Genomic DNA, 18,878 nt, shown 5'->3' on the forward strand with positions numbered 1-18,878 from the left:
CGACATGCGCGGCAGAAATGACTTAAAATCTAAAGTTTCGACTTTGGAGGAACTTTATATTTTTTCTCTGATAGAACTCAAAAATTACATCAGCATGATGTAATTTTTGGGCTGGCGACATTTTGTCGACAGCCTTGCAATAGCTTTCATATATTACATATATACCACATTATCATATAAAGATAACAAAAAAAGTACCGTCAGATTATAAAAATCAAACGATACTTTTTTGTACATATTCACTAACTTTTATTTTGTTATTTCAACAGTTCTTGTGTCACCGTTCCAATCAACAGTAACATTAAATGCTTCCATGACAAATCTAAGCGGAACCATTGTTCTGTTGTTCATAAGCGTTGCGGGTGCATCAAGCGTTATCGGTGTATCATTTATGTACGCAACATCACTGTCAAGATACATCACGACTTCGTCGCCGCCCTTTTTAACTGTAATTTCCTGCTTGTCACCGTCCCAATCCACTTTTGCATTGAGAGCCTCTGATATACCTCTTACAGGTATCATTGTATACGTTTCACCTTCAATGGTTTCAAGCAACGGATACTGGTCGTCAAACGCAAGCAATTTACCGTCTATTCTTACCTTTGCACCTATGTAATCAATATCATTATGATAATATCTCATAACGTGTTCTATGTACTGTGCGTCACCGTAAGTATTGTACGGCCAATTTGTCGCATACTGTGCGGCATTGACGCGTTCCGAAAGCCAATCGTCACCCTTCGCCGCAATTATTCTGTCAAGCACGGTTTGTCCGAAGTTATACGACTGAATCATTTTCATATAATCACAATCATATCTGATAAGCGACTGTGAAATTAAATATGCCGCAAACGGCACTGCCTTAGTCGGATCAAGTCTGTCTTGAAGCGTCCATTTTTCTCCCGTAGTGTCCTCACCGAACTTGGCGAATGATTTTTCCAAAGTATTTTCAATCTGCATTATACCCCACGCCGGATATTCACTTCCGTCATCACGGTAACTCAAATTTCTTCCCGACGATTCCTGCATACATATTGCCGCAAGCAAGTTTGGGTCTACACCGTATTGGTCGCCTGCCTGCTCGAATAAATCATAATAACTTTTTACCGCCGAATTAAGCTGAGCCGTACCGATTTCAATACCGTCCATACTTGTGCCTTGATGATCGGGTATAGCCCCTGCCGCAAGTGCCGTAAATGACGATGCCGAAATCACCGCCGCAAGTGCCATTCCAATAAATTTCTTCATAATCAACTCTCCTTTTGTGATAACTTGATATGTACACCCCCATTATACACTTATCATATTAATCCGTCAATGGCTGTTATTTCCTACGAATTTCATATTATATGTGTTTGTTTTGAATAATACAGTGATTATTTGGTAATACTCTATTATGAACTAAATCAAAGGAGGATATATCTATGAAACAGTACATTGAAATAGTCGACATTTTCGGACGTGAAGTTATGGATTCACGCGGTAATCCGACAGTCGAAGTTGAGGTGCATACAGAATGTGCGTCGGGCAGAGCAATCGTTCCGTCGGGCGCGTCAACAGGTGTTTTTGAGGCTGTGGAACTTAGGGATAATGACAAAAAGCGTTACGGCGGTAAAGGTGTAAAAAATGCTGTGGCGAATGTAAATGAAAAAATTGCAGATGTGTTAATCGGTATGAATGTACTTGACCAACGCTCGATAGATATGAAAATGTGTGAGCTTGACGGCACAAACAATAAATCAAATCTCGGTGCAAACGCAATACTCGGTGTATCGTTAGCCGTTGCAAGAGCGGCTGCGGCAAGCCTTGAAATACCGCTTTTTCAATATATAGGCGGTATAAATTCTTATGTACTTCCCGTACCTATGATGAACATATTAAACGGCGGTGCACACGCAAATAACAACGTCGATATACAGGAATTTATGATAATGCCGTATGGTGCAAAATCATTTAAACAAGGCTTGCGTTGGTGCAGTGAAGTATTTCACGAATTGAAAAAGGTGCTTTCCGAAATGGGTAATACCACCGCGGTCGGTGACGAAGGCGGTTTTGCACCGAATCTTGAAACAGACGAAAAAGCACTTGAAGTTATAATGAGCGCAATCGGACGTGCAGGCTACAAGGCAGGTGAAGATTTTAAAATCGCCATAGATGCCGCGTCTTCGGAATGGCTACAAGATGACGGAACATATTTGTTGCCGAAATCCGGTATAAAAAAGACTGCTTCGGAACTTGTTGAATACTGGCAGACCCTATGCGAAAAATATCCGATTTTCTCTATTGAGGACGCACTCGGAGAAGATGATTGGGACGGTTGGAAAATCCTTACCGATAAGCTCGGCGATAAAATTCAGCTTGTCGGCGATGACTTGTTCGTCACAAACCCAAAACGACTTGAAAAAGGTATTTTATCAGATGTCGCAAACTCAATTCTTATCAAGGTTAATCAAATCGGTACACTTTCCGAAACGCTTGACGCCGTTGAAATGGCACATAAAAACGGCTATACCGCCGTTATATCACACCGCAGCGGTGAAACGGAAGATACAACAATCGCCGATATTGCCGTTGCTGTAAACGCAGGACAAATAAAAACAGGTGCACCGAGCCGAACAGACAGAGTTGCAAAATATAATCAGCTTTTGAGAATAGAAGAAGAACTCTGCGGTATCGCGCAATACGGAAAATTTTAATCGTAAAAAACAGCAGACTATTTTAGGATAGTCTGCTGTTTTTTTTATGATTGATGAGCCTCCATATTTTTCGGCAGCACCAAATTCAAAATAATCGAAACCAAGAACACAACCGCAACGCAGTTTTCAGCGAACACGTTTTGAATGATTTGCGGAAAGATTGAGAAAATTTCAGGAACTTGTGTAAAGCCAAGTCCGATACTCAATGACAATGCGGCGATAATAATATTTCTCTGTGAAAAACCGCATTTTGCAATCATCTGCAAACCGCTTATAACAATATTACCGAACATCATAAGCGTACAGCCGCCAAGCACAGCCTCAGGCAATGTTGCAAGTAATGTTCCGAACATAGGGAACAATCCTGCCAAAACCATAATAACGCAGCCTGTGAAAATCGTAAATCTGTTTACGACTTTTGTCATTGAAACAAGTCCCACGTTTTGGCTGAACGATGTAATCGGCAAACAACCGAAAAGTCCCGACAATGCACTGACAAAACCGTCTGCGGCGATTGAGCCTGTAAGCTCCTTCTTTGAAACCTCACGATTTAATCCCGATGACGCAAGTGCCGATGTATCTCCTATTGTTTCCGTTGCGGACACAAGGAAAATCACAAGCACGGAAATAATCGCGCCTATATTGAATGTCGGTTTAATCGGAAGTATCTGCGGAAGTGATACGATTTGTGCCGTACTCAATCCAGAAAAATCAACCATACCCATACACACAGCCACAATGTAACCTACGATAAGTCCGAACAATACGGACAACTGTTTCCAATATGATTTAGCGAAAATATTAAATCCGATACAACAAACCAACGTAATTGTTCCGAGAATTAAATTTTTAGCCGAGCCGAAGTCCTCCGCACCCGAGCCGCCGCCGAACGATGTTGCGCCGACCGACAAAAGCGAAAAGCCGATAGCCGTTACAACCGAAGCCGCCACAATCGGCGAAATCAGTTTAACCCAATACTTTGCAAAAAGTCCGAGTATGCCTTCAATAATTCCGCCTATAATAACCGCTCCGACAATGGCTCCGTATCCGTATGTAGGACCGACAAAACAGAACACAGATACAAACGTAAAACTTATTCCCATTACAATCGGCAATCCCGAACCGACTTTCCATATAGGATACAACTGAATTACAGAACCTATTCCCGCAACAATCATAGCCGTCTGAATAAGTCTTGCTGTTTCGGTTGTGTCTAAACCGCAAGCACTTGAAACAATAATAATCGGTGCGATATTCGCAACGAACATAGCCAAAATATGTTGCAGACCAAACGGAATAGCTTTTGAAACAGGCACTTTTCCGTCTAACTTATAAATGTTATTAATATCACTGTTTTTCATTTTACTGTTCCTCTCTGAATTTAATCATACCTGTTTTGCTGTCCATATCGTCAACTATTGCCAAAGATTCTAATTGAAAACCTAAGTTACGAATAATTCTTCCGCCTGCTTGGAAGCCTTTTTCAACAGCTATTCCTATCCCCTCAACCGTTGCACCGGCTGACTTGACTATCTGAATTAATCCCTGCAGCGCACAACCGTTTGCCAAGAAATCATCGATAATCAATACACGATCGTTTTCATTCAAAAACTTTTTCGCAACAATAACCTGATTTTTGCATTTGTGCGTGAATGACTCAACCTCCGCAACGTACATTTCACCCTCAAGATTTACGCTCTTTGATTTTTTCGCAAAAACAACAGGTACACCGAAATGTTGTGCGGCGATACAGGCAATACCTATACCCGATGCCTCGATAGTCAAAATTTTATTTATATTCGCACCCTCAAAGCGTTTTTTCCATTCCTTGCCCATCTCATTAAACAAATCAATGTCCATTTGATGATTTAAAAAGCTGTCCACTTTAAGCACGTTACCCTCTTTAACTATTCCGTCCTTTAAAATTCTTTCCTCTAAACAGTTCATCTTTACTCTCCTCAAATAATAAAATATATACGATTATACCACACCTACACCCATAATACAATTAATATCGACATCAAATTACAAAAAAAATATGAGGACTTTTTAAGTCCCCATATTTGTATTGCTTTCATTTTTCAAATCACTGTGAACACGATGATATTCAGGGCTTTCCATCATCATTACCTGATGAACTCCGATACCTTTCAGAAGCGGTAATTTAAGTCTGTACTTAACCCAAATGAATGCGTATATAAACAATGCCGCAAACAGAACAAAGCACAAAATATATATATTTCTTCTTTGTACAGGGTCAGTTGATATATTGAACATCATATACACCTGAAGTGCTATACCCACGATTTGCAAAAGCGGGAAAAGCGGTGTTTTGAAGTTACGCGGAACGTTTTTCATTTTGCGTCTTAGCATAATTACATTGACGTGTGATGTAATATATGAAAGCATCCAGAAAAGCGAGCAAGTAAGAGTTAAAAATGCCACCTGTTCACCTGTCGAAATGCCCGATGCCTCGATAATGCAAGTAAGCACACCCAAAATTATAATAACCCAATAAGGTGCTCCGTTTTTGTTTTTCTTTTGAAAAAACGCCGGAAGAAGATTCATCTTTGCCATTCCGCAGCATATTTCCGAAACCGAACAAATAATAGAGTTTTGCGTACTTACCGCCGCAAATATAGCGACAATAATCATCCAATATCTGCCCCACTTACCGAGCATATTCACCGCATAAAGAACGTGTGGTGACGCTGCACTTCCAAGATCGGACCACAATGTATAATTCTTAAATCCGAATACAAGCAATATTTGAATAATTCCCATTATGCCGAGCGAAAGCACCATACTTAGCGGTACTTTTTTAGGACTTTTCATATCTTTACCCAAAGGTACAATAAACTCCGCACCGATAAAGAACCAAAATGCCGTTGCGGTAAGCGGAAGAATGTCCTTTAAATCCGACGAAATAACCGCATCTTGTGCCACCTGTTCACCCGAACCCAAACCGAGTGCGCCGATAATACCGAGTGCAAGCAATGACACTACCATAAATGCCGCAACGATTTCCTGCAAAAGCGTTGACATATTCACGCCTTTTAGATTAATGAATATAAGAACAATCGTTATTCCCACGCTGAACACCGCAGGCGGTATCGCCTCACCCGTCATTTCCGTCATTACATTCGCGAACATCGCACCTTCGGCAGGTGCGGCGAAAACATTGCTTATTAAATAACCGCCGACCATCGTTACAATAGTCAACAACGGACCGAGTCCGGCAAGAGTGTATTGAGCGATACCGCCGGTAAGGTTAGGCATTATCGCATTTAATTCGGCTATCGACAAAACCGCAAGCATATTTGCTATACACGCTATGACGATAGCAATAACGAACGGTGTACCGACCGCACTTGAGCCGCTTGCCGACGAAACGAAACAGCTCGTTGCGATAAGCATACCCACACCGGTTGATACTGCACCAAAAAGACTGATTTTTTTCATATGAGTAACCTCCGATTTAATCTATCTTTGATTTCTGCAAAGCGTCAATTCCGTCTTCGCCCGTTCTGATACGAATAATATTACGAACGTCAGACACAAATATTTTTCCGTCACCGATGTGTCCCGTATAAAATTCTTTTTTCAAAAATTCTATAACTTCTTTAACTTTAGACGTTTCACATATCATAATCATAGTACTTTTCGGAAGAAGTCTTAACGGCTGTTCCGTAAAATCAAGCATATACTCCGAACTTCCGCTCTGCACACCGCAACCCATAGCATTGTAAACGGTTATGCCCGATATTCCGAGCTTATGTATTTCCTTGATGTGTTTTGAGCTAAGCATTTCGATAAATGCCGAAACCTTAGACATACTTCCTATAATCTCTATTCTTGAAAATTCAGCTTCCATTATTTTTACCTCCGTTTTGTTAAAACAGGCGTATAGAACACATGTGTTCTATACGCCGTTGTATATTAAAAACTTTTTTTACTTGTTATATCTTCCGCATCTTTTACGGCGTATTCTTCGCAAAGAAAACCTTTCACCCGTCTGCCGTCGATAAGCTCGACATTTCCTATCGAAAGCGGTGTGCTTACGTTACTCATAAAACTTCCGAGCTTTGAAACGGGTATTTTGAATATATCAATATTTATATTTTCACCGTTTTCCGCTCTCACAAGTCCGGGCTTAATCGGATTTGTATTGAGTTTGTACAGCTTGTACTCCTTTGCAGTCGCTGTACTTTCGATATACTCCGCTCCCAATTCGGTGAGCTGACTTTCAAGGGCATATCCCTTTTTGTGAAGTCCGCATACCGCAAAATCGATACTTTCGGTTTTAAGAAAACTTTCCGCTGTTTGAAGTACAAGATTTGTACTGTCCGCAAGTCCGAAAATCGTAATTCCGAACGGTAAATTTTTATCTTGCGTATTTTCCGGTACTGCCACTGCCATAAGGTCAAGCAAGTTGCAGTGATTTGTATAAAGTCCCATTAAGCTGTTCGTCTTTACGGGATCTTCCCTTACTTGTTCTCTTGTGAATGTGCCTCCTGCCGTCGGCATTATCATAACGGCATTTTTTAATATTTCCTTTGCCTTGTGTCTGTAATATTGCAACATATGCAAATCTTCAAACAGTCTTGCGGCGGTCTTTTCTTCCGTACCGCCCGACTGAAGAATTTTCTTGGTAACAGGAAAAACTTTATCTTCGTTTTCACTGACAAATTCTTTTAAGTCAGCCCATCTTTCCGCAACATACGCACCGTCATAAAGAATTAACGCGGCATCATAAAACATTTTATAATCAATATATTCAACCTTAACTCCGAGTTTTTTTATACGTTCCGTTGCCGAATACCATTTAGCCTTATGAACATCTGCGTTATCACCGAAAAATGTAGGTTCTTCCAAAGGAAGATATATTTTTTCGGGAAGTTTTTTACCTTTATCCTCATATTCTTTCGACCAAACACATTCCGTATCATAGTCTTTGGCATATTGATTGACTGTTTCGGTATCTTCAAGACTGTTTGCAAATAACGTCACACAGTCAAGGCTTGCACAAGCCGGTACTACTCCGGATGTGGACCACGCACCCAATGACGGTTTAAAACCCACAAGTGTATTTAGCATTGCGGGTACTCTTCCGGAGCCTGCCGTATCGGTACCGAGCGAAAACGCCGCCATACCCAAAGCAACCGACACCGCAGAACCCGAACTTGAGCCGCCGCTAATCATTTTATCGTCATACGCATTATGCACTTCACCGTACGGACTTCTTGTACCGACAAGTCCCGTTGCAAATTGGTCAAGATTTGTCTTTCCGACAGGGAACGCACCTGTGTCAATTAACTTCTGTACCACAAACGCACTTTTTTTCGGCATATACGAATATTCGGGGCAAGCCGCCGTTGTCGGAACGCCCTCAAGGTCGATATTATCCTTTATCGCGAACGGTATTCCCCACAGCGGTTTATCCTCACTTCTCGGCGGAAGTTTTGAGATATACTTTTCCATAAGCTCTCTTGACGGAGCAACTATCCAAATATTCTTGTCCTTATTTTCTTCGGCTCTTTTCAAAATTTCATCGACAAGCTCGTAAGGTGTAAGTTCGTTATTGTCATACGCTTGATTTATCCATTTCAATGATAATTTCTTAGGGAAAAACTTCATTACTTATTCCTCCGTTTTTACAGCCGCAATCATCTGACCTGCGTCAACCTGTTGACTTGTCTTTATAAATACCTTTTCAATTACTCCGCTGTATTCACTCTCAATAGGGAATTCCATCTTCATACTTTCCAAAACGGCAACCGTATCGCCTTTCTTAACTTCCTGACCTTCTTCAATCAAGACTTTCCATACACTGCCCGGAATAGTTGCGTTAATCGGCTCACAGCCGTCAGGCAAAACGTCATCTGCGTGAGTATCTGCCGTTTCCGTATCCGATTCAAAATGGTCAAGTCCGTTTTCAATCCATCTCTGTCTTTCTGCTTGGAATGATGCCTCTTGATGTGCCTTGAATTTTTGAGCGGACTCTTTAATACTTTCAAGATATTCCTTGTACTTACCCAAATTAAATGTAGTTTCCTCAATATCAATGTGGAATTTACCTCTAAGAAAATCATCTCTGTACTGTAAAATCTCATCGGCACTGCACGGATAAAATTTAAGTCTGTCAAAGAAATTCAAAAGCCACGGCTTACCTTTTTTGAAATACTCCGTTTCTCTTAACGGATTCCACATCTGAATTGTACGTCCGACAAACTGATAACCGCCGGGGCCCTCCATACCGTATACGCAAAGGTATGCTCCGCCGATACCGACAGCGTTTTCAGGCGTCCAAGGTCTTGCCGGATTATACTTTGTCGTTACCATTCTGTGACGCGGGTCAACCGGTGTCGCAACCGGTGCGCCAAGATAAACGTCACCCAAACCAAGTACAAGATAATCTGCGTCAAACACAATATTCTGAACGTCCCCGATACTGTCAAGACCGTTAATTCTTCTGATAAATTCAGGGTTAGACGGACACCAAGGTGCATTCGGTCTTACTGTCTGCTGATAACGCTTTGCGGCAAGCTGTGTTTGCGGATCGTCCCATGAAAGCGGAAGTTTGATAATTCTTGACGGTACTGTTATATCGTCCAGCGATGAAAGATTTGCATTGATTTCTTTTACTTTTTCACAAACTTCTCTCGCAGAAATTTTATTTACATCAAAATGTACTTGCAATGAACGAATACCCGGTGTCATATCAATTACAGGTAAATCCGATTTTTTGATTTCGTTCATAAGGATATGTACTCTGAAACGCAGTTCAATATCAAGCACCATATCGCCGTATTCAACAAGGATATTTTCTTCACCCTGCAATCTGATTTTGTAATCGGTATTGTCGTGTGTTCCCTCTGCCATAATCGAATATGACGCGTCAAGCTGAGCAGGCTTCGGAAGAACAACGTCCGTATAATCAAGATTGATATTTTTATCTTGATTTTTTCTTATAGTTTCGGCTTGTTCAAGGGTTAGAAGCTGAAAGTGAACTTTATCGCCCGGATGTAATTGACCCAGTTTCCACATTTCACCTTTTGCCGTTGTAACCGGGCAAACAAATCCTCCAAGCGACGGACCGTCAGGACCTAATAAAATCGACTGGTCGCCTGTAGGGTCAAGCGTACCGATTGCGTATGCGTTATCGTGTATATTTGACGGATGAAGTCCCGCTTCACCGCCGTCCTCTCTCACCCACTGCGGAACAGGTCCGTTAAGTCTGATACCCGTTCTTGCACTGTTAAAGTTTACGGTATATTCCGAACTTGTAAGCGTGTCAAGATATTCAGGTTTCAAATATTCATAAGTAGGCTGCGGACCCGGCAAAACGCCGATAGTCCATGTATTATCAATCTTAGGAATATACTTACCATCAAATGAATTAAAGTTATCTGCCTGACAATCCTCTGCAAGATGAAGTACATCACCCGTTCTCAATGCACGTCCGTTATGACCGCCGAATTTACCGTCACAGAATGTTGATGATGAACCCATAATCTTAGGTACGTCTATACCGCCCTTAACAAGAAGATATGTTCTCATACCTTTTGCGGCGGTTTTAAATTTAAGCTCTTGCATAGGTGACGCACTTATAACCGTGTACATCGGCACACTTTCACCGTCAAGCGTTGCCTGCATATCCGCACCTGTTATACAAAAACTTGCGGTCGTTCTGAATCTGTATGTACCGCCGCGCATTGTAAGCTCAATACCTGCCGCATTAAGGTCGTTACCAAGCAATTTATTACCTATTTTAAAGCTGTACGCGTCCATAGCACCGCAAGGCGGTACACCGACAGTCCAGTACCCAATCATACCGTCAGCATCTTGTACCGTTGACTGAACACCGCCGTCAAGCACTTCAAGTGCATTTTCTTCAGGTAAAAATCCCTCAAGCATTTTTGTAAACAACTTTCCGTCTTTATAATCGCCTGTAAGGATAAGACTCTTTAAATATTCTAAGTTTGTCGTTATGCCGTAAATCTTTGATTCGGTCAAAACGTCAAGCATTTTTTCAACCGCTTTTTCTCTGTTTTCCGCATGAACAATAAGTTTTGCAAGCATAGGGTCATACAATGCGGAAATTTCGATATTCTTTCTTATCCAAGTTTCAACTCTCGCTTTGCCGCTGAATGTAACATCGTCAATCTTACCGCTGCACGGTCTGAAATTATTTATACAGTCCTCCGCATATACTCTGACTTCGATTGAATGTCCGTTCGGCACTGCCTTAAATTCTTCAATACCTTTAAGCTCGCCTGCCGCCTCTTTAATCATCCATTCAACAAGGTCAACACCGTAAACTTCTTCCGTTATACCGTGTTCAACCTGTAATCTTGTATTGACTTCAAGAAAATAGAACTTTTCGTCAGACTCGTCATAAAGAAATTCAACAGTACCGGCACTTCTGTAACCGCTTGTCTTTGCAAGACTCTTTGCGGCTGTATACATTTGTTCACGAACCGTATCAGACAAATTCGGTGCCGGAGATTCCTCGACAACCTTTTGGTTTCTTCTCTGAACCGAACAATCACGTTCACCGAGCGTTGCAACTTCACCGTATTCATTACCGAAAATCTGTACTTCAACGTGTCTTGCTTTTCTGATATATTTTTCAAGAAATACGCCTGCGTCATTGAAATTGCTTTCCGCAAGGTGACAAACGTTGTCGTATGACGCAACAAGCTCATCCTTGTTTTCACAAATTCTTATACCGATACCACCGCCGCCGGCTGTACTCTTTATCATTACCGGATAACCGATTTTTTCAGCCTCGACAATCGCCTCGTCAACACCTTTTAAAAGTCCCGTACCGGACAAAAGCGGTACGTTTGCTTTTTGTGCAATTTCTCTTGCGGAGTGTTTCAAACCGAAAAGCTTAATTTGACTTGAATCAGGTCCTACAAACTTGATATTGTTTTCTTCACACTTTGCGGCGAAAACAGTGTTTTCACTTAAAAATCCGTAACCGGGATGTATTGCTTCCGCACCTGTATCAAGTGCCGCTTTGATTATTTTATCAACGTCAAGGTATGTGTCTTTTGCCGTACCCTCGCCAAGATATACCGCCTCATCGGCATTTTCAACGTGCAAGCTGTCCCTGTCTGCCTTTGAGTAAACAGCCACACTCTTTACGCCCATCTTAGCAAGCGTTCTTTCAATTCTTACGGCGATTGCACCTCTGTTTGCTATTAAAACTTTACTGAACATATTAATCTTCCTTTGCCAATTTATTAATCCCAGATAAGAAGTCTTACGGGTGTAGGGTTGTATGCGTTACACGGATTGTTTAGCTGCGGACAGTTGCTTATAAGAATCATAACATCTGCCAATGCTTTCATCTCAACATACTTGCCCGGTGCCGATACACCGTCATCAAATTTATATCCGCCCTCTTTTGTGATAGGCACATTCATAAAGAAGTTGATATTAGGTGCAAGGTCACGCTTTTTAATATCTGCCGTAGTGTCAGCAAGCTGTAACATAAAGCTGTCACGGCAGTTGTGCATATATCTCTTTTCTCTCGCATATCTGACTGTATTGCTTTGCGATGAACAAGCACCGCCCAAAGTATCGTGTCTGCCTGTCTTGTCTGCTGTGATTTCAAGTAACGGCTTGCCCGACTCGGCTCTTAAAATACTTCCCGTTGTCAAATAAATATTTTTCTGTGCCACGATTGTCTGTACCGCACCGTAGTGATCCTCGGGATTTTCCAAATCATAAAATGTCGTATCAACGGCTTGGTTACCCTCAATATCAAGTATTCTGAATGTCTGACCTTTTTTCAATTCGTGCATCCAGCCAAGTCCTGCATTAAGCACCTCGTCATATACTGCGTCCTCTATTTTCAAATCACTGTCTTTTTCAATAAATCCATACATAATCTTTTCCTCCTCTGATTATTCGCCAAGTAAGTTGTAGTAATCCCATGTGTTTTCAAATGCTCTGTAATTTTCATCACGTGAATTTACACATTCGTCCATAAGGTCTGTCTTTGGAGCGTCATAAACCTCCATTGTAACGGGAACAGCCGGATATTCCGTTGACGGATCAAGCGGATTAGGTGTGTTTGAAACAACAAAGATAATATCCATTTCTGTTCTTAGCGTTACCGTAGCACCCTTTTTACAGTGATCCGAAACATAGTTCATACTTCCGTCCTCATCAACATACACCTTTGAGAAAAGATTTACGCATGGTACAATATCTCTTTTACCCATATTGTTGCGGACAAGTTCAATCTTGAAGTTTTCTTCGCCGCATCTGTAAAAATCATTGCCTTGTTCCTGATATGATGTCTTGCCGTATTTTTCATCGGTCATCTTTCTGGTTGTGTGACCGCAGATTGAATCATGCCAACCTAAGCTGTCCTCCGTGATACTCGCCAACACCCTGCCGTTGTCGCTCATAAGCACATTGCCCTTTGTAAGATGTGCTGTGTATTGTGCCTTTAGAGTATCAGGCATATTGTATCTTTCAGATGTATCTCTCATATTGTAAAGAAGAATTGATACATTGGCATTATCTCCAAGTGCTTTAAAGTGAATATATTTGTTCTTTCCGATAAGTCCCGACCATTTTTCACCCGGTCTGAATTCCTTTGTAAAAAGTTTCTGCATAATGTTTCTCTCCTTTTTCTAATCAAATAAAAAACGGGACTTAACCGATTTAAAATCAGTTAAGCCCCTTTGCTTGTACTGTGATACTAAAAAAGGCTTTAAGATATTTGTTTCAATACCTTAAAGCCTCTTTGCTTTCATCTTGTGTTTATTATACAACCGCAAAAGATTTTTTTCAATTATCCGAAAGTTTGATTTTTCTACTACTTTAGTTCTACTCATTCAAGAAATAACGAAATAAGCTGACCTCTGCTTGAAACTCCAGTTTTGTTGTATATATTGTAAATATGCTTTTTCACCGTTGAAACGGATATGACAACTTTATCCGAAATTTCTTGATTTGACAAACCTTTGTTGATAAGGCTTAAGATTTCCGATTCTCTTGACGTTAAACCATAAGTTTTTGCAAAGTTGTTAAGACTTTTGTTTACCGTAATGCTTGCTCTGTCAAGACGCATAACATTATGGAGCATATTTGCAATGTGATTTTTAAGTAAGTTCAAAACGTACAACTCTTTTTCATTAAAGTCACCGCTCTTTTCATTTCTGAAAAGATTGAACATTCCTATAATTCTTGAATTTTTTATCAGAATGATACCGCACCCGAATATAATGTCCTCGGGTTTTAAAAATTTTATGTAAAAATCCGTTTTTTCACGAACATCACTTTCAAGAATACTCGTGTCCTTGTAAACACTCGTTTCCGAAACAAAGTCGTACAGATATTGAATATAATCCTCATTGTAAAAAACATCTGTGTACTTATCCTTTACGTCCGTGTCCAAGCCGATAAAATACGATTGCTCTTTTCTGATTTTGCGGTCATCGTCTGAAATGATAAACCAGCCCTTCGTGTACGGAATAAGCATTCGTATCATTTTCATTATTTTGCTCGTAAATACATCAAGTTCATCAATCGTGTATAGCTCAAGCAGCATATTATTAATAGTATTCCATTCATTTTCCGTAAGCATAATTTCTCCTCCGATTTCCAGCGAAAATAAACAGTTTTCGATAATATTCAAGCTTTTTCTATTATAACATACTTATAACAAAAAACAAGTCTGTTTTTGAACAGACCTGTTTTTATTTTACTCAACTTCTTTTATTGTTTCAAAAATCCAAACCGTTTCTCTGTGATTTTCGCTGTAATCAGGTGCTTTAATAATTTGCATTTTTGCAAGTTCACCGTTTGTACGTTCAAATTCAATCTCAGGAACATTACCCTCTTGAATTTGTCTTTCTATCCACTCATAATCAAAGAACGGTTCATAATTACGATGATATTTTGAATCAACTTTTTCATTCAAATACATTCTAAGAGCCTCTTTGAATTTACCGTTTGTAATTTTCAGCATACTCTTAAAGAACTTCGGAACATATATTACTCTTACTGTATCATCATCAAAATTTACGATATAACCGCCCGTAAATTTCGAAGCGACAGCCGACAAGAATGTATCCATATCGTGTTCGCTGATATTTGCTTTGCTGATAGTCCAATCGTCGTCCTTATTATTTTCGACGCTCTTTTTATGATAATACGAATACTTATTGTCAAGCATATTTCTTTCGGCTTGTTTTATAAATCTTTCAGCATTGGTTGAAACCTCGCTGAACGACACGCCGTACGATATACTGTAACCCTGTTTTTCAATATCGTTCTTTATACTTTCAATATTTTCTTCGATTTGTTTTTCACTATCTCCGAAAGTAAACGCAACAAATTCATCACCGCCGATACGATACGTTTTATCCGAACCGAATTTGCTCTGCAATGCCTGCGCAACGGCTTTAAGCATATTGTCACCCGCCTCATGACCGAAACGGTTATTAATATTATGCAATCCGTTTGCGTCAATATAAACACACGCTACATTTCTGTATTCATTCTTATCCAAATTTTCAATCGTCTGTTCAAAACAATTTCTGTTTAAAAGTCCCGTAAGAGAATCTATAATTCCCATTTCCCTTAGTGACTTATAAGAAGAAATATTATTTACAGCCAACGAGAAAGTGCCTGCAACATTTTCGATATAATCGGCATTTTTCCACACCTTATCCATATTGACAACACCGAGTACACCGACAAAACGTTTTTTCACGTCATATACAGACGTTACGATATAGCTGTCGATATAATAGTCATACGGCAATCCGTAATCTCTCAGATTATATAACTTTTTACCGAATTTCATACTTGTTCCGTCACCGTTAAATCCAGGAATAACAACTTTTACAGGTCTGTTTTCAGCCGCATTAATATCAAAATTCTCTTTATTTGACCAACAGTATACTTCATCGATTATTCCGTTTTTAACCTTTGTAAAAAATGCGGTTTCGGCTTTCATATAGTCAGCAACTTTACCTAAAGTATTATCGACATTTTCGGTATGCTTGTGTGCGTCAAACAACGATTTCTCGACTTCAAGCATATATTCCACTTTGTTAATATCTTTTTTTCTTAACGACAACAGCCATAAAAAATATGCCACAATGATAATCACCGTAATCACAGCCATCACATACATGGCTTGTTTGATTTTCCATGCAATTTTCATAACGGTACTTTCCGGTATAGAAAGCATAACCGACCAATTATTGATACCGACAGGCGTATAATACGAGTACATATTCTCTTTTGCCCTCTCGGAATAGCCGATTAAATAACCGTTTTTTCCGCTCTTTATATCCTTGTCTATTTCTGAAGTTTTTAAGTCGTTTTTTACTTTGTGATTGCTCCAATCAGCTATATTTCCGAGCGACAAATGCCAAGTATCCATAATAAAATCGCCGCTGTCACCGTCAATCAAATATATTGACGCATTTTCGGCATATGACTCTGCAACATAATAAGTCGGAAGTGAATCAACTTCTATAATACCGTAAAGAATACCTATCGTTTTGCCACTCTTCAAAATAGGTACTGCACATTTCAGCACTTTTTTATCACCGTGACTTATATCCACTGTCGAATTTGGTGAAACGTATTCGCCTTTTTCAACCTCTTCCGCGTATGACAAAATACCCGACACGTCTGCATAGTTTCCGTCAGACGTTATCACCCTGTTGTCGGGCAATAACACTTCAAGATGCGAAATCTGTCCTCTTGTCATATATGACTGCAATATATGTTTTGTCTGTTCCGAATCCGCATTACCTCGACTTGCGATTACATCGGCTATAATTTCAAGCTGTTCTTGATTGCTGTATATATTATTTTTTATTTCCTTGCCTAAATTTTCAGTAGATTTTCTCAAAGTGTCATAACATTGTTGTTCAGCTGTCTTTTGTACATACAAACTTGTCGAAAATACAACTGCATATAAAACAACAAATATTGCCATTGTTACGGCAACAAATTTGCTTATTTTTCTTTTCTTCACTGCCATAATTCCACCTCTTCATATTCGACAATATTATAACATACTGTACATATAAAAATCAAGAATATTATACATTTTTCGCATAAAAAAAGCTACTGTATAAAGTAGCTTTTTTTGTCTGTTATCCCTGTTTTTCTTTTGTTCTTTTAATGATTTTCAAACGAGTATGCTCCTCACGTTCTTTTTCTTCAAGAGCATTCTGAATATCCTTAGACAGTTTATCATAAAGAGGTATCGTAATATTTTCAAGAGCATTTGCTCTCTTTTGCGTTTTTCTTTATGTTCATAGCCAAACGATAAACCGCATTTTCAATTTCCGTAAGCTTAACCGTCATCACTTTAACTTCGTTAAATTTAACGCTTGCCTCGTCAAGTGCCGAGGACGTTCCGTTAAATCCGTAAACAGGTCTGCCGTCAGGCTTATCAGCCGTAACAACAGGTATTTCAACGCCCATAACACTGCGTAAATCAACTTTTACGCTGTTTTCAAGCACTGCCGAATGAGCAAGGTTCTGCACCTTGCTCACACCCATTATTACGTTTGCCGATTCCAAAGCCTTATATGCAGCGGCAAAGGTTTCTTCGATTTTCGCCTCGACTTCCTTTGCCTCCTCTATCAAAAGCATCATTTCTCTGATTAGGATATTTCGTTTTTTATCAAGCATTTCATAGCCTTGCTTTGAAAGACGCAATGTGTTTTTTGCCATCATCAAGTTACCTTTTGTAGGTGCTAACGTCTTTGCCATCTGAAATTCCCCCTCTCAGGATTATACTTCTTCGTCCTCCACAGGACGATAATATTTTTCAAGAGTCTTATCGCTGACTCTGTCAAGTTCACTCTTAGGCAGCATACCCAAAAGCTCCCAACCAAGATTTAAAGTATCGTCAATAGTTCTGTTTTCATTCTTACCTTGTGTAAGGAACTTTTCCTCAAACGCTCTGCCGAACTTGATATACTTCTTATCCATATCGGAAAGTTCATCTTCACCGATAACTGACGCCAAACTCTTTGCGTCCTCAACCTTTGAATATGCCGCAAAAAGCTGGTTTGAAAGTTCAGGGTGGTCGGCTCTTGTAAAGCCTTCACCGATACCGTCCTTCATCAAACGCGAAAGTGACGGAAGAATTGAAACAGGCGGATATACGCCTTTAAGGCTAAGCTCTCTGCCCAAAACTATCTGTCCCTCTGTAATGTAACCGGTAAGGTCAGGGATTGGGTGAGTAATATCATCGTTAGGCATTGTCAAAATCGGCACTTGTGTAACCGATCCCTTTGCGTCCTTGATAATACCTGCACGTTCATAAAGTGAAGCCAAATCTGAATACAGATAACCAGGGAAACCCTTTCTTGACGGAATTTCACCCTTTGAAGATGAAACCTCACGAAGTGCCTCCGCGTATGACGTCATATCGGTAAGTATTACAAGTACGTGCATATCGTGCTTAAATGCAAGATATTCTGCCGCTGTAAGCGCACATCTCGGTGTAATAATTCTTTCAACGACAGGGTCATTTGAAAGATTTAAGAACATTACAACCTTACCCAAAACACCGCTTTCTTCAAATGACTTTTTAAAGTAGTTTGCAACGTCATGCTTAACGCCCATTGCCGCGAATACGATAGCGAACTTTTCTCCGTTTTCGTCATCAGGGTCAACAACCTTTGCCTGTCTTGCAATCTGTACGGCAAGGTCGTCATGCGGAAGACCGTCGCCTGAGAATATAGGAAGCTTTTGACCTCTTATAAGTGTGGCAAGACAGTCTATTGACGAAATACCTGTCTGAATAAAGTTGTTCGGGTATTCACGCGAAACGGGATTGATAGGCTGACCGTTTACGTCACGAACTTCGTCCGCAAAGTAATCGCCCAAACCGTCAATCGGTCTGCCGATACCGTCAAGCGTTCTGCCAAGCATTTCTTTTGAAAGCGGCAAACGCATCGGCTCGCCCATAAATTTTGTTTTAGTGTTGGTAAGTGACAGATTTGAAGTACCCTCAAAAACCTGTATTACCGCTTTATCACCGGAAATCTCAATAACTCGTCCTATTCTTTTCTCGCCGTTGTCAAGAGTAACTGTAACCATTTCTTCATAGAATGTATCGTCTACTCCCTCGATAACTGCCAAAGGACCCTGAATATTATTAAGACCCATATATTC

At 40.1% G+C, this 18,878-nt stretch carries 15 protein-coding genes; 1 reads left to right on the forward strand and 14 read right to left on the reverse strand.

Annotated features, from left to right (window positions below; translation table 11 throughout):
* Positions 1–249 precede the first annotated feature (249 nt).
* Positions 250–1,248, reverse strand: coding sequence for a stalk domain-containing protein (locus ACLTU0_RS05550; RefSeq protein WP_412321611.1), 999 nt, complete (start codon positions 1,246–1,248; stop codon positions 250–252).
* A gap of 176 nt (positions 1,249–1,424) precedes the next feature.
* Here ACLTU0_RS05550 and eno point away from each other — a divergent pair, with 176 nt between their 5' ends.
* Positions 1,425–2,696, forward strand: a complete 1,272-nt coding sequence (gene eno / locus ACLTU0_RS05555) for a phosphopyruvate hydratase (RefSeq protein ID WP_412321612.1) — start codon at positions 1,425–1,427, stop codon at positions 2,694–2,696.
* A 44-nt stretch (positions 2,697–2,740) separates the two neighbouring features.
* On the opposite strand, the gene ACLTU0_RS05560 is transcribed toward eno, so the two are convergent.
* From ACLTU0_RS05560 to ACLTU0_RS05620, 13 genes are all read right to left on the reverse strand, one after another.
* Positions 2,741–4,057: a nucleobase:cation symporter-2 family protein gene (locus tag ACLTU0_RS05560; protein WP_022230599.1), complete on the reverse strand. Its 1,317-nt coding sequence runs from the start codon at positions 4,055–4,057 to the stop codon at positions 2,741–2,743.
* 1 nt (position 4,058) lies between these two features.
* Positions 4,059–4,643 (reverse strand): xanthine phosphoribosyltransferase, encoded by a 585-nt coding sequence (locus tag ACLTU0_RS05565; RefSeq protein WP_022230598.1) that lies wholly within the window; start codon positions 4,641–4,643, stop codon positions 4,059–4,061.
* Positions 4,644–4,745: 102 nt separating this feature from the next.
* On the reverse strand, positions 4,746–6,158 hold the full coding sequence (locus tag ACLTU0_RS05570) for an APC family permease (RefSeq protein ID WP_308456610.1): 1,413 nt from the start codon (positions 6,156–6,158) through the stop codon (positions 4,746–4,748).
* Between the two features lie 16 nt (positions 6,159–6,174).
* Positions 6,175–6,570: a P-II family nitrogen regulator gene (locus ACLTU0_RS05575; protein WP_308456611.1), complete on the reverse strand. Its 396-nt coding sequence runs from the start codon at positions 6,568–6,570 to the stop codon at positions 6,175–6,177.
* A 65-nt stretch (positions 6,571–6,635) separates the two neighbouring features.
* Complete coding sequence (locus ACLTU0_RS05580) at positions 6,636–8,333, reverse strand: allophanate hydrolase (RefSeq protein WP_412321613.1); 1,698 nt, start codon at positions 8,331–8,333, stop codon at positions 6,636–6,638.
* Between the two features lie 3 nt (positions 8,334–8,336).
* Positions 8,337–11,924 carry an urea carboxylase gene (uca, locus tag ACLTU0_RS05585; protein WP_412321614.1) on the reverse strand — a complete coding sequence of 1,196 codons (3,588 nt, stop codon included), beginning with the start codon at positions 11,922–11,924 and terminating at the stop codon, positions 8,337–8,339.
* Between the two features lie 23 nt (positions 11,925–11,947).
* On the reverse strand, positions 11,948–12,595 hold the full coding sequence (locus tag ACLTU0_RS05590) for an urea amidolyase associated protein UAAP2 (protein ID WP_022230593.1): 648 nt from the start codon (positions 12,593–12,595) through the stop codon (positions 11,948–11,950).
* 18 nt (positions 12,596–12,613) lie between these two features.
* A complete protein-coding gene (locus tag ACLTU0_RS05595) occupies positions 12,614–13,333 on the reverse strand; it encodes an urea amidolyase associated protein UAAP1 (protein WP_147514654.1) in 720 nt (239 codons plus the stop codon).
* Positions 13,334–13,551: 218 nt separating this feature from the next.
* Complete coding sequence (locus ACLTU0_RS05600; RefSeq protein ID WP_412321615.1) at positions 13,552–14,307, reverse strand: LuxR C-terminal-related transcriptional regulator; 756 nt, start codon at positions 14,305–14,307, stop codon at positions 13,552–13,554.
* 117 nt (positions 14,308–14,424) lie between these two features.
* Positions 14,425–16,725, reverse strand: a complete 2,301-nt coding sequence (locus tag ACLTU0_RS05605; RefSeq protein ID WP_412321616.1) for a diguanylate cyclase domain-containing protein — start codon at positions 16,723–16,725, stop codon at positions 14,425–14,427.
* 115 nt (positions 16,726–16,840) lie between these two features.
* A complete protein-coding gene (locus ACLTU0_RS05610) occupies positions 16,841–16,960 on the reverse strand; it encodes a V-type ATP synthase subunit D (protein WP_412321619.1) in 120 nt (39 codons plus the stop codon).
* A gap of 4 nt (positions 16,961–16,964) precedes the next feature.
* Positions 16,965–17,465 carry a V-type ATP synthase subunit D gene (locus ACLTU0_RS05615; protein WP_412321617.1) on the reverse strand — a complete coding sequence of 167 codons (501 nt, stop codon included), beginning with the start codon at positions 17,463–17,465 and terminating at the stop codon, positions 16,965–16,967.
* 21 nt (positions 17,466–17,486) lie between these two features.
* Positions 17,487–18,878 (reverse strand): V-type ATP synthase subunit B (locus ACLTU0_RS05620; protein ID WP_412321618.1); only part of this gene is annotated, 1,392 nt, incomplete at its 5' end.

The sequence above is a fragment of the Hominilimicola sp. genome, from assembly GCF_046972485.1.
Lineage (GTDB): Bacteria > Bacillota > Clostridia > UBA1381 > UBA1381 > Hominilimicola > Hominilimicola fabiformis.

Excerpts from the sequence above, each read along its gene's own strand:
- ACLTU0_RS05550 (WP_412321611.1), bottom strand. The coding sequence starts at position 1,248 with ATGAAGAAATTTATTGGAATGGCACTTGCGGCGGTGATTTCGGCATCG.
- eno (WP_412321612.1), top strand. The coding sequence starts at position 1,425 with ATGAAACAGTACATTGAAATAGTCGACATTTTCGGACGTGAAGTTATG.
- ACLTU0_RS05560 (WP_022230599.1), bottom strand. The coding sequence starts at position 4,057 with ATGAAAAACAGTGATATTAATAACATTTATAAGTTAGACGGAAAAGTG.
- ACLTU0_RS05565 (WP_022230598.1), bottom strand. The coding sequence starts at position 4,643 with ATGAACTGTTTAGAGGAAAGAATTTTAAAGGACGGAATAGTTAAAGAG.
- ACLTU0_RS05570 (WP_308456610.1), bottom strand. The coding sequence starts at position 6,158 with ATGAAAAAAATCAGTCTTTTTGGTGCAGTATCAACCGGTGTGGGTATG.
- ACLTU0_RS05575 (WP_308456611.1), bottom strand. The coding sequence starts at position 6,570 with ATGGAAGCTGAATTTTCAAGAATAGAGATTATAGGAAGTATGTCTAAG.
- ACLTU0_RS05580 (WP_412321613.1), bottom strand. The coding sequence starts at position 8,333 with ATGAAGTTTTTCCCTAAGAAATTATCATTGAAATGGATAAATCAAGCG.
- uca (WP_412321614.1), bottom strand. The coding sequence starts at position 11,924 with ATGTTCAGTAAAGTTTTAATAGCAAACAGAGGTGCAATCGCCGTAAGA.
- ACLTU0_RS05590 (WP_022230593.1), bottom strand. The coding sequence starts at position 12,595 with ATGTATGGATTTATTGAAAAAGACAGTGATTTGAAAATAGAGGACGCA.
- ACLTU0_RS05595 (WP_147514654.1), bottom strand. The coding sequence starts at position 13,333 with ATGCAGAAACTTTTTACAAAGGAATTCAGACCGGGTGAAAAATGGTCG.
- ACLTU0_RS05600 (WP_412321615.1), bottom strand. The coding sequence starts at position 14,307 with ATGCTTACGGAAAATGAATGGAATACTATTAATAATATGCTGCTTGAG.
- ACLTU0_RS05605 (WP_412321616.1), bottom strand. The coding sequence starts at position 16,725 with ATGGCAGTGAAGAAAAGAAAAATAAGCAAATTTGTTGCCGTAACAATG.
- ACLTU0_RS05615 (WP_412321617.1), bottom strand. The coding sequence starts at position 17,465 with ATGGCAAAGACGTTAGCACCTACAAAAGGTAACTTGATGATGGCAAAA.